The 12,228-nt window shown below is 41.5% G+C and carries 11 protein-coding genes; all 11 read right to left on the reverse strand.

The window, feature by feature from the left end; genetic code table 11:
• Positions 1-116: 116 nt before the first annotated feature.
• The 11 genes from prfB to M2444_RS13995 all read right to left on the reverse strand — a co-directional run bounded on the left by prfB (position 117) and on the right by M2444_RS13995 (position 12,225).
• Positions 117-1,230, reverse strand: a protein-coding gene (gene prfB, locus M2444_RS13945; protein ID WP_280787261.1) for a peptide chain release factor 2 whose coding sequence is annotated in 2 segments (ribosomal slippage) — positions 117-1,157 and positions 1,159-1,230 — 1,113 coding nt in all. Because the reading frame shifts where the segments join, the coding sequence is not laid out codon by codon here.
• A 418-nt stretch (positions 1,231-1,648) separates the two neighbouring features.
• Positions 1,649-4,156 (reverse strand): preprotein translocase subunit SecA, encoded by a 2,508-nt coding sequence (secA, locus tag M2444_RS13950; RefSeq protein ID WP_076285677.1) that lies wholly within the window; start codon positions 4,154-4,156, stop codon positions 1,649-1,651.
• Between the two features lie 279 nt (positions 4,157-4,435).
• On the reverse strand, positions 4,436-4,984 hold the full coding sequence (gene hpf, locus M2444_RS13955; RefSeq protein ID WP_094871923.1) for a ribosome hibernation-promoting factor, HPF/YfiA family: 549 nt from the start codon (positions 4,982-4,984) through the stop codon (positions 4,436-4,438).
• 229 nt (positions 4,985-5,213) lie between these two features.
• Positions 5,214-6,656 (reverse strand): S-layer homology domain-containing protein, encoded by a 1,443-nt coding sequence (locus tag M2444_RS13960; protein WP_179283711.1) that lies wholly within the window; start codon positions 6,654-6,656, stop codon positions 5,214-5,216.
• Positions 6,657-7,041: 385 nt separating this feature from the next.
• The gene (locus M2444_RS13965; protein ID WP_019915069.1) at positions 7,042-7,239 is read right to left on the reverse strand and encodes a cold shock domain-containing protein; all 198 of its coding nucleotides are present in this window, start codon (positions 7,237-7,239) and stop codon (positions 7,042-7,044) included.
• Between the two features lie 235 nt (positions 7,240-7,474).
• Positions 7,475-7,810: a flagellar protein FliT gene (fliT, locus tag M2444_RS13970; RefSeq protein ID WP_280787262.1), complete on the reverse strand. Its 336-nt coding sequence runs from the start codon at positions 7,808-7,810 to the stop codon at positions 7,475-7,477.
• A complete protein-coding gene (gene fliS, locus M2444_RS13975) occupies positions 7,803-8,201 on the reverse strand; it encodes a flagellar export chaperone FliS (RefSeq protein WP_280787263.1) in 399 nt (132 codons plus the stop codon). The genes fliT and fliS overlap by 8 nt, the downstream gene beginning before the upstream one ends.
• Before the next feature lie 28 nt (positions 8,202-8,229).
• Positions 8,230-9,789, reverse strand: a complete 1,560-nt coding sequence (fliD, locus tag M2444_RS13980; RefSeq protein ID WP_280787264.1) for a flagellar filament capping protein FliD — start codon at positions 9,787-9,789, stop codon at positions 8,230-8,232.
• A gap of 17 nt (positions 9,790-9,806) precedes the next feature.
• A complete protein-coding gene (locus tag M2444_RS13985) occupies positions 9,807-10,196 on the reverse strand; it encodes a flagellar protein FlaG (RefSeq protein WP_280787265.1) in 390 nt (129 codons plus the stop codon).
• A gap of 296 nt (positions 10,197-10,492) precedes the next feature.
• Entirely contained in the window at positions 10,493-11,179 is a 687-nt protein-coding gene (locus tag M2444_RS13990) for an acylneuraminate cytidylyltransferase family protein (RefSeq protein ID WP_280787266.1), read from the reverse strand.
• Positions 11,176-12,225 carry a nucleotidyltransferase family protein gene (locus tag M2444_RS13995; protein WP_280787267.1) on the reverse strand — a complete coding sequence of 350 codons (1,050 nt, stop codon included), beginning with the start codon at positions 12,223-12,225 and terminating at the stop codon, positions 11,176-11,178. Before M2444_RS13995 ends, M2444_RS13990 begins: the two co-directional genes overlap by 4 nt.
• Between the last annotated feature and the right edge of the window lie 3 nt (positions 12,226-12,228).

Genomic DNA, 12,228 nt, shown 5'->3' on the forward strand with positions numbered 1-12,228 from the left:
GTAAGAAGAAACGGGTACACCATCCATATCAAAGAATGGGATCCGTTTCCTCAAAAAATCAATATAAAGATAGTATGGAGTTACCTTATACTTTCCTATATTCCCGAAAAAATCCCTTAGTCCGCCTCAATCTTGATCTGGCTACGTAAGTAACCATCAATGAATGCATCCAGGTCTCCGTCCATGACTGCACCCACATTCCCTGTTTCTACGGAAGTGCGGTGATCCTTGACCATGTTATACGGATGAAATACATAGGAGCGAATCTGACTGCCCCAGGCAATATCGGATTGCTCGCCGCGAATCTCATCCAAGTGCTGCTGCTGTTCTTGCAGCTTACGCTCATATAGCTTGGAACGTAGCATCTTCATGGCTTGTTCCCGGTTTTTGATCTGTGAACGTTCATTCTGACAGGTTACCACCACACCCGAAGGTAAGTGAGTAATCCGCACCGCAGAGTCTGTGGTATTGATATGCTGTCCACCGGCGCCGCTCGCACGATACGTATCGATCTTAAGATCCTCAGTCCGAATCTCAACGTCTACATCATCCGTGATTTCTGGAACCACATCACAGGATACAAAAGAGGTATGCCGTCTACCTGAAGAGTCAAACGGGGAAATCCGCACCAGTCGGTGTACACCCTTTTCGGCTTTCAGATATCCGTAAACATTGAAGCCTTTAATAAGTAGTGTGACACTCTTAATTCCAGCCTCATCACCAGGTAAGTAGTCTAGCACTTCAACCTTGAAGCCACGTTTTTCAGCCCAACGGGTGTACATCCGCAGTAGCATTTGGCCCCAGTCTTGGGATTCCGTTCCGCCTGCACCCGGATGAAGCTCTAGAATAGCATTCAACTTGTCGTATGGCTGATTAAGCAGCAATTGAAGCTCAAATTCATCCACTTTTCTGCCTAGGCTGTTAATTGTCTCCCCAATTTCCGCCGCCAGATCTGCATCGCCCTCTTCATCCGCAAGCTCTGCCATCATCGCAGCATCATCGTATTCCTGTTGAAGCTTCTCGTATTGATCTACGGAAGATTTCACAGCATTCATCTCGGCGATTACGCTTTGCGCTTGCTCACTATTATCCCAAAATCCTGGAGCCGCCATTTTCTCTTCAAAGTTAGAAATCATCTCTTGCTTAAGATCTAAGTCAAAGAGACCCCCTAAGGTCAGTTAGTTTCTTGCCTATTTCACGCAAATCCTGCTTTACATTTGGTTCTATCATAGGTCACTTCACCTTTCAAAATAGTGTTACGGTCGTCGCTCTATTGGAGATTTAGTGGGATATAGTGATCAAAGTTCGCTTACGCCTTGCGGATTATTCTTCCGATCGCTGTTGTTTCCAGATTCCTTGAATGGATAACCGCATCGCGGTTGGAATCTGGAAACAAAGGCGAACGCTACGCTTCTACAGAACAATTCCGCCTGCTCCGCTCCATGATCACCAAACTACTAAAGATCCAAAAAAGCGACTGGGCCGTAAACGGGGGATACCCCCGGGCCCAGCCGCTCTTTATGGATAGTATACCCATGAAAGCGATAATAAGGACTAGATAAAAGGCAAGAACAGAGAAAAACACATTCCAATACCAACTTAATCTATACCTTAACACGCTATTTATGCGTATTTCAAAACGTTTGTCTTATGCGTTTTGACCATGGCAATTCTTGTACTTCTTGCCGCTTCCGCAAGGGCAAAGATCATTACGGCCAGTCACAGCCTCAACATGAACCGGACGTTTCTCAACAGGTTCGCTGTTTGTAGAGATCTTGTCTTCATCAATAACGGATTGACGTTCCTGATTCGCTTCGATGTGAGCCTTCATAATATAAGTAGCTACTTCTTCTTGAATCGTAGCAGTCATAGTATTAAACATCTCAAAGCCTTCGAATTGATATTCACGAAGTGGATCCGTACCACCGTAGGCACGCAAGTGAATCCCTTGACGCAATTGATCCATTGCATCAATATGATCCATCCATTTGCTATCTACGGAACGAAGTACGATTACCTTCTCGAATTCACGTACGAGCTCTGAACCCAGACGTTCTTCACGTGCTGCATATTTCTCAAGCACACGCTCGAAAATAAACTCGATAATCTCCTCAGCTTCCTTACCCCATAGAATATCACGGGTCAAAGCACCTTCTTCAAGCAGCTTGCTGTTTACGTAATCAGCAACTTCTTGCAGTTCCCAGTTCTCAGGAATATCATCGCTACAGTGTGCGAGAACGATACGCTCAATTACAGGCTTGATCATTTCAAGCACGATATCTTTAATGTTATCGGACTCCAGAATCTCACGGCGTTGTTTATAAATAATTTCACGCTGTTGATTCATCACGTCATCATATTGCAATACGACTTTACGGATATCAAAGTTATTGCCTTCAACACGTTTTTGAGCAGATTCTACAGCACGCGTGATCATGCGGCTCTCAATCGGCTGATCTTCCTCGAATCCGAGACGATCCATCATAGTCAGAACGTTGTCAGCACCAAAACGCTTCATCAGCTCATCGCCAAGCGACAAGTAGAATTGTGTAGAACCAGGGTCACCTTGACGACCCGCACGACCGCGCAGCTGGTTATCAATCCGGCGCGATTCATGACGCTCTGTACCAATGATATGCAGACCTCCAAGATCTGTCACACCTTCACCCAGAACGATGTCCGTACCACGTCCAGCCATGTTGGTAGCAATCGTAACTGTACCTGGCTGACCTGCATGGGTAATGATTTCTGCTTCCGCAGCGTGATGCTTCGCGTTAAGCACTTGGTGCCTAACACCTTTGCGCTTCAGCATTTCAGAGACGAGCTCTGAATTCTCGATCGACACTGTACCAACCAGTACAGGCTGGTTCTTTTTGTGACGTTCTACGATTTCTTCCACAACAGCCTTGAACTTACCGTTCTCACTCTTGTAGACGACATCCGGCATATCATCGCGCTTGTTCGGCTTATTCGTAGGAACCTGAAGAACTTCAAGACCATAAATCTTCTTGAATTCCTCTTCCTCAGTCTTCGCAGTACCTGTCATACCGCCCAGTTTGCGATACATACGGAAGTAGTTCTGGAAAGTGATCGTAGCAAGAGTCATACTCTCATTCTGTACTTCGATTTCTTCCTTCGCTTCAATCGCTTGGTGCAACCCATCGCTATAACGACGACCTGACATTAGACGTCCTGTAAATTCATCGACAATAACGACCTCACCCTCGTTTACAACGTAGTCTACGTCACGACGCATAATTACATTTGCTTTTAGGGCTTGGACGATATGGTGATTCAAGGTTACATGACTGTGATCATACAAGTTCTCAATACCAAAAGCGCGCTCAGCAGTAGCCACACCTTTTTCAGTCAAGGCTACAGACTTCACCTTAATATCAACTGTGTAGTCTTCTTCAGCCTTAAGCTTTTTCACGAAACGGTCTGCTGAAAAATACAATTCTGTAGACTTCTCAGCTTGTCCGGAAATAATAAGAGGTGTACGTGCTTCATCAATAAGAATAGAGTCCACTTCATCAATAATACAGAAATACAGAGGGCGCTGAACCATTTGCTCTTTATAAAGCACCATGTTGTCACGCAAATAATCGAAACCAAATTCGTTGTTCGTGCCATACGTAATATCGCAGGCATAAGCAGCTTGTTTATCAGCATGGTCCATACCGCTTAGGTTAACCCCAACCGTCATGCCCAGGAAGTTATAGATTTGTGCCATTTGTGCGCTGTCGCGCTGAGCCAAATAGTCATTGACCGTTACAACGTGTACGCCTTTACCTAGCAAAGCATTCAAATACACTGGCAATGTACCTACTAGTGTCTTACCTTCACCAGTCTTCATCTCGGAGATTCGGCCTTCATGCAGAGCCATACCACCAATTAACTGCACATCAAAATGCCGCATACCAAGTGTCCGCTTGGAAGCTTCACGTACGGTTGCAAATGCCTCAGGAAGAATTTCTTCCAGAGTTTCGCCTTTTTCAATACGGGCACGGAATTCTGCTGTCTTCGCTTGTAACTGTTCATCAGATAGCTTTACAAATTCCGGTTCCAATCCATTAATTACATCGACTGTCTTCATGAGACGTTTAACGTCACGATCGTTGGTGTCTCCGAATATTTTCTTTACAAGTCCTAGCATGGTTAACCCCTTTCATGCAACACAGATGGTGGAACCGAGCCCATCCTCACAAAATTGAAAGGGCCATTTATAAATTCGATTCCGCTGCTTCATAAATTGTAACAGTTTGTAAGAGATGCCGCAATACAAGGTGTATCAGCCACATTTTTCAAATATAGTCGCTTATACGCACAAGAGCCCTATTCGCTGCAAGCGAATAGGGGCTCGGTTTAAATTTCTTAGGTTCTGACTAACTCTCGAGGCCCTTTATACTTAGAGCATAACTGGCATCATTGTATCTTAGCCCTGTTCAATCAATCCATATTTACCATCATCACGTTTGTAAACTACGCTTACTTCCGAGGTATCGATATTGGAAAAAACAAAGAAAGTATGTCCTACCATGTTCATTTGAAGAATAGCTTCTTCTACATCCATCGGCTTCATCGTAAAGCGTTTGTTCCGCACAACTTCTAAATCATCATAATCTTGTTCTTCTACAGCAACAGCGGTACTAGCTCCATCCACAAACAGCGTCTTGAGTCCCTCTTGACGGAACTTACGATTGATCTTCGTTTTGTGTTTGCGAATTTGACGTTCTAGCTTGTCCACAACGGCATCTATGGAAGCGTACATGTCATCGCTGCGGTCTTCCGCACGAAGCGTCACACCAGCAAGCGGAATGGTTACTTCCACCGTATGAAGGCCGCGAACTACGCCAAGCGTCACAGACCCTTCAGAGGTAGGGGGTGCTTCGAAATACTTCTCAAGTTTGCTGAGCTTCTTATCAACATACTCTCTCAAAGCGTCGGTCACGTCAATTTGTTGACCTCGAATGGTGAATTGCATGGCCACTCCTCCTTTAGTTACACCTTCATTATACCAAATTGTTAAGGCTAAGTAAAAAGTAATTCCTTACAGCCCTTACAATTAGATAACAAATATTGTCGTAGTGTTCACAAATAAAACAAGTCCGGTAAGAGCAACTATTCGCCTCACCGGACCAATTGTAAACCTGTCGTTATTATAGTACGAATTCCATTCTTATATTCCCAAACTGAGACAGTATAAGATTAAGTTACTTGGTATGAATTTGAATGATTTCGACAGGTGACAATTCTGTACCCGATCCTGTAATAACGTATACCTTATAGGCAGTATTGGCTGTCAATCCAGTCAAAGTATGCGTATGTTTTACACCAGGAGCGAACGTAAGCGTGTCCGTCCATGGAGCAGTCAACGCTGTACCAGTACTATTCTGTCCTAAAGAAATTTGTGCTGCGCTAGGTGCTTTTTCATTAGCTGGTAATACTACATATCTTACTGGGGTTGGAGCGTAACCTGTCACACCATATTTAACATATACATCGGCTGTAACAGTACCTACTTGTCCTGGTTCAAAAAGTGTAATCGACTTTTCAGTTGCCTGAGCAGTAGTTAATCGAACTGTTGTCACAGTAGACAGATTACCAGATGCATCCGCTGCTACGATATATGTTGCGTATTCTGTCCCAGGATTCAATCCGTAAACCGAGAATGTAACCGTTGTGTTCGGTACAGTTGCAACACTACCATGAATTTCGCTTGCAGTTCCATTGCTGATCTGTCCTTTTTCCACCTGCAATGCACTCGGTGCACTTACGTTAGCAGTATAAGGAGCTACAACATAGTACACTGAGCCTGTTACGGAAGATGTCAGGTATACATCGGCTGTTACCGAACCAACGTTACCATAGGTTGCCCCACTTACGGTTGGTGTAGTGACAGTTCCGCCATCACCGTTACCTCCACCAGATCCACCACCACTTCCTCCACCAGTACTACCACCTGGAGTAGCTGTTGGCGTTGGGGTAGCTGTTGGTGTCGGAGTTGGCGTTGGGGTAGGAATTACTCCACCACCTGTGCCGCTACCTGGGTAATAGATGACCGAGGTATTGATGATACCTACAGCCTCTGCACGTGTTAACGATCTCTTAGGACCGAAGGTTCCGTCCGGATAACCGTTAATAATCTTCTTATCTGCTGCAGCGGCTACTGCACCTTTTGCCCATGTTGCGATTTGTGCATTGTCTTTAAATTTGCTAGTAGTGGTATTAGTGCTCAATTTAAGTAATTTCGCAGCCATTACAGCTGCCTCTTGTCTTGTGAGCGGAGTATTGGGACGGAACGTATTGTCCTCGTATCCCCCGATATAACCAGCTTCCACGGCTTTAGCCACTTCACTGTAGTTCCAGTTTGTGCTTTTCATATCTTTAAAGCTTACAGTTGCTTTTGCTGTAAAACCGAACAGGCGATTTACCATAGTCACATACTCACCGCGCGTAATGGCCTTGTTTGGTTTAACTGTACCGTCTGGGTATCCTCCAAGGTATCCTCTATCTAGCCATTGCTGTAGCTGAGCTTGAGCCCAGTGACCTTGAATATCCTTAGGTACGGAGGCGGCAGATACGCTGCCAAGAGATCCTAATAACATACTAACTCCTAAAACTCCGGTCATAAGACCGCGCAACTTCTTTTTCATCCTGCTAATCATCCTCCTAAAAGTTTTGATAGCTTAGGCTATTTGAATCTCTCATGGAAGTGTTGGCCTAGGCTAACATAGTGTGCGTCGAGGTAAGATAAACAGCTCAACGTACAACTATTACCCACATTTCGAAGAGTTCTAACATTTTCCATATTATAAATTTACAAAGTGCGCTATTTTCTTTCTATTAACTGCATTGATAGAGCCTTATGAGCACACAAAATCTCCCCACAAAGTGGAGCCTAAATCGATGCATACTCAGGTACTTTGCGGGGGCCCCAAACACACAAAAAAAGGACCTTGGGAGAATTCCCAAGATCCTTGCTAGCGCTGTCTAAATTGCTAACCATCTACTTATATGTAGGTCGGCTTAGCCGTATGATTATAATTTGATTACGTTAGCTGCTTGTGGTCCGCGTGCGCCTTCAACGATATCGAATTCTACGGATTGGCCTTCATCCAAAGTCTTGAAACCGTCAGTTTGAATCGCGGAAAAGTGTACGAATACGTCGCCACCGTCTGCAGTCTCGATAAAACCATAACCTTTTTCTGCGTTAAACCATTTTACTTTACCTTCCATTGATTAAACATTCCCTTCGTCATCAGATGAACGTGAGTCTTGCTCACAAATCGACTATACCACCGTAACTTCTTCATTGTCAATTGGAAAAGTAAATGTTTACATGCAATAATTTACCACGTAAAATAGGACGTTTAATTTACCATAATCAAGAAATAGCTGCGGTGTAAAGATCAAAAAAAGAGCAGACGGTATTTAATACCCGTCTACTCCTATAGTGAAACACCGAAATAAATTATTTTTTGCGGTCCATTAGAAAACTATCTGGGGTGTAAGCAGCCTCGTAGGCGCTGCGCTGTGCTTTGGCTTGATTGCGCTTCTGTAACCAGTCTTGTGCTTCCAAACGAAGAGTGTTCATTCTGTCTAGGATCACATTGTCATACTCCAAAATTCGATTAATTTCTTGTTTTTGTGCAGTCGTCGACTTACAAATTTCGGCTTGTTCTGCAATAGAGTCGACAAGCTCCTGACGATCCTCGACAAAAAATTCTAACTCTTCATAGGTAGTCTCATAGAGTCTATCCGTGATATCTAAGGTTAGTTCCTTCAGGCTTTGAATTAACTCATCCATGAGCACTTTCAGCCTGTCCCTGGGCTGCAGCGATTTTGGATGCTTGTAGCCAAGTTTCCCGAAGTTCTGTAAGGTAGCCAATGGCCTCTTCCGCTTTTTCTGGGCTCTTGCGGATGTTGGCTTCAATTAATAGATGATTTGTATATTCGTAAAGTGAGAACAAGTTCTTAGAAACTTCATAGGAATGATCTAATGTAGACATCAGCTCACTCATAATTGTCTGGGCTTTCCCGAAATTAAGATTTGTTTTCTCAAAGTCTTGTTTTGTAAGTCCATCAATTGCCGTTCTTACAAAGCGGATTGCTCCGTCATACAGCATGATCACTAACTGCGCAGGGGTTGAGGTTTGGACTGAAGACTTGCGGTATGTCTCATATGGAGATCTAATCAAAAAACTCACCCTCTTTATAATAATTATATTAACTGGAGAACAGACTGGAAGATTGTGTCGTTAGTTTATTCATGGCTGTCTCCATCGCTGAGAACTGTTTATAATAACGTTTTTCAGTATTTGTTAATATTGTCAGCATGTTATTTATTCGAGAATTGTAGTCTTTGAGCTTTTTGCCCATAACACTCTCTTCTTTGAATGTACTAGTGACGTCAGCAGTATACTTGTTAGTACCCGCACGTATAGAGATACTTTCCAATGGTTTAGCTAATGTATCTCCTAATTTATCAAAAAGCCCCTCATTTGGCTGACTAGCAGAACCTTGGAATAAATCTATTACACTTTGGGGATTATTACTAATCGCTAGTTTGAGCTTCGCTTCATTAATTATTAATTTTCCGCCCTCTGAATAACTCCCCGTTGTAATACCCAACTCACTCAGTGTACCCATTTTCTCAGAGATAACCATACGCATGGACGATATGGTTGATCTTAAGATGTCATCATTTTTAAGAAGCCCGCTTTGGGCCTTCTGAGTCCAAGTTAGAATTTCACTTTCTTTCATTTCCTTCTTTTGTTCATCCGTCAGAGGAGTAAAATCACTATATTTAGCTTCATTCACTTTCTTGTTAAACAATCCCAGTAAACTGTTATAATCTTCGATAAAACTTTTTATTGTTTTAATAGAATTATCTGGATCGGATTGGTTACTGATCTTAGAGGTTCCATTTGTACCAGTTTCAGCGAGTAGTGTTAGTTGTACTCCATTTATAGTGAACGTATTACTCTTTTGTTTTATATCGTTTGAACCATTTATGCTAATAACAGCATCTTGTCCAGGTTTTGTGTCCGACAAACTTCCATCTTGATTGGTATATTGCTTTATGCCCTTAAATACTTCACTGAGTATGGTGTTATCTGATCCTAATACTATTTTACCGTCTACACTTGTCGGATCATCACTCGGAGCACCACTTGTCTTAGATCGAATTATCAACTTCCCTGTAATCTCATCAAAGCTAGCTATAACACCGGCTTTACTGTCAGCATTAATTGTTGAAACTAAAGTAGAAATAGAGGTAGCACCTGTGAATAAAGATTTCGTTGCATCATTCAAGCTACTGAAACTGACACCATTAATATTTATAGTATAATCTTTTTCCTTTTCTGCATCAGTAAGGTCACTGAAAGCTTTGCCTGTTGCCAGTTCTGCCAATGTTGTTTTCCCAGTTTTATTTAGCCCTACTCCATTTGTCTCCAACGTAGTACTTGTTGCTAACTGCTTTACTGTGACATCCATATCTATTCCGTTCGCGGTAGCTGTCGACTCAGCCTTTACTGCACCGGTATTACCAGTAACAATTGCTTTATTTGAGTTTAATGCAGATGACAAATTATATTTATCCGATAACTTATTAACTCGAAAATCATATAGTTTACTACTGATCTCACGGTAGCTATCTCTGGTCCAATTTAAAATTTCTTTTTGTTGGTATAGTTTGTCCAAGGGGGCACGCTTGACGGCCATCATACTCTTGACCATACTATCTATGTCCATCCCTGAAAAACCATTAATTCTTGTAACCAAATTAGTCCCCCCCTACATTATATTTTTTCGTCTACAAGAATACCTGCAATTTCCATCATTTTAGCCACTAAATCAAGAGTCTTCTCTGGTGGTACTTCACGAATAAGTTCTCCTGTTTCCTTATTAAGCACTTTGACAATAATATCATGCGTTTTCTCGTGGATACTGATTGCTAGCGCGGTTTGGGGACCCTGTAGAGATTTCACTGCTCGTTCAATGGTGCGGATAAGCTGTTCCTCAGCAACAGTTATGTTATCACCTTGCTTCTCTTTCAGACTGATATCTTTAGCATCGCGAATAATAACCGGATTACTTTGGACCTTTTCCGGTTCAGCGCCAGATGTTACCTCATGCCTGCTTTGTCCGACCGACATAGAACTAGCAGAAAAAGAAAACTGTACATTCATATACCCCGACCTCCAACAACGCTCATATTATACTTTATATATCGGTTAGTTTCAGGGATACTTTAGAACTTATCCTTGAGAATATAGAAATATATGTTTCTTTAGATTAGGGATCAACTTATAATCTCCGGATCGTCCAGTCTGAAATATTGGTAATATTGTCAAGGTTAGTAGTTTTCTTTATGGGAGTTTATTTTCGAACATAAAAACAAAACAAGCCTCTCCGAAGAGAAGCCATAAAAGATGAATAGATGTATAAATTTTAAATATAATATTCTCACAAAAAAACAATATACCTAATCCTTGTTCATCATCCACTCACACAACAAAAAATCTTCTTCGGTATCAATATCATAAGATCTGTTATTAGGCATAATAAATGCTGAAGTTTCTTCTGTTATAAATGACTTAACTTTAAACAGCCATTCTATCTCTGCAACATAAACCGCACCATTCAAAATATAAACTGGTGGTAAATCTTGGCGCCTGATCCCGATTTCTTTTTTTGTAATAATAGGTTTTATAGATCCATTATCTTGCAAAGTATACATCCAATAGGGTAATATTTCCGTCTCCGCCATACTGACGCATGCAGGTACCGCTGAATCTATTAGTTGTTCAATACAAGCATCAATATCCTCAGTTAAGCGCAATGGTGATGTCGGTTGTAGCAGAACTACAATATCATAGCCAGGTAACTCACTCAATGCATGAAACACCGGATCCAATCCTAAGGATTCATCCTCTGCAAGATGCTTCGGGCGTACAAAAGGGATCTCTGCTCCATATTCCTTCGCTACTTCGATTATTTCGGAATCTTCTGATGATACAATTAACCTATCTATATATTTAGATTTTCGCCCAGCCTCTATCGTCCATGCAATCAAAGGTTTCCCTGCTAATTCACGAATATTTTTTCTTGGAAGCCCTTTTGAGCCACCGCGTGCGGGGATAATGGCTAGTATTTTTTTATTTTTTATCATACTAAGCCTCCATAAAATTCATAGTTAGCCTTTTCATAATCGTCCAAGCGTCCTATATCAAGCCAATACTCTCTCAAGGGAAAAGCTGAGGCTTCTATTTGTTCATTCATCAATTTCTTAAAAAGATCCGGCATATCATAAAATTCATTTTGAGGAATATTTTTTAAAACCTCAGGACTTAAAACGTAAATACCTGCATTAACAAAACTTTTATGAAGCGGTTTCTCTTCAATTGATAACAAGCGGTGATTCTCCATCTCTAAAACACCATATGGTATCTGATACTCATACTCCCTTACACACATTGTCGCAACAGAATTGGTTTCACTATGAAAATTGAGTAGCTGCTCATAGTTAACTTTAGTCAAAAGATCTCCATTCATCACAAAAAAAGGATGCTCGGGCTTCTCCACTATAAGTGACAATGCACCTGCTGTACCGAGCCTCTTTGTTTCTTCTATATATGATATATTTACATCGAGATGAGATCCATCTTGAAAATAATCTTTAATTATTTCCTTCTTATAATTTACCGACAAAATGAAATTAGTAAATCCAAAACCTTTAAAACTTTCAATAATTGTTTCTAAAATAGGTTTGTCTCCAACTTTCAACATAGGTTTCGGCACATGATCCGTCAAAGGACGAAGTCTCGTCCCAAGACCGCCAGCCATTAATATAACGGTGTTCTCTTTTTGCGACGTTTCTACTACATTATCCACAAAAATAACATCTAGAATCTGCTTTTCTTGATTTACAATCGGCAGCTGCTTTAATTTCAACTTTTTCATTACTTCTTTATAATAAAACTGCTTCTTTCCAGCGTTTTCGTATATAGGAGTTTCATTCATGACTTTTTGAATTGAAGTATCTAAAGATAAACCCTTTAGGAGTCCTCGGCGAATGTCGCCATCTGTAACCGTCCCAAGTAAACACCTGTTTTCATCCACGACTATTGCGAATTGTAGTGCAGAATCATCAATTAATTTCATAGTTTGCAAAATCGTAACTTGAGGGCTTATCAAAATTTTTCTCCACTTTGTCATTAT

The sequence above is a fragment of the Paenibacillus sp. PastF-3 genome (genome assembly GCF_029893135.1).
Taxonomy (GTDB): Bacteria; Bacillota; Bacilli; order Paenibacillales; family Paenibacillaceae; genus Paenibacillus_AQ; species Paenibacillus_AQ nitricinens.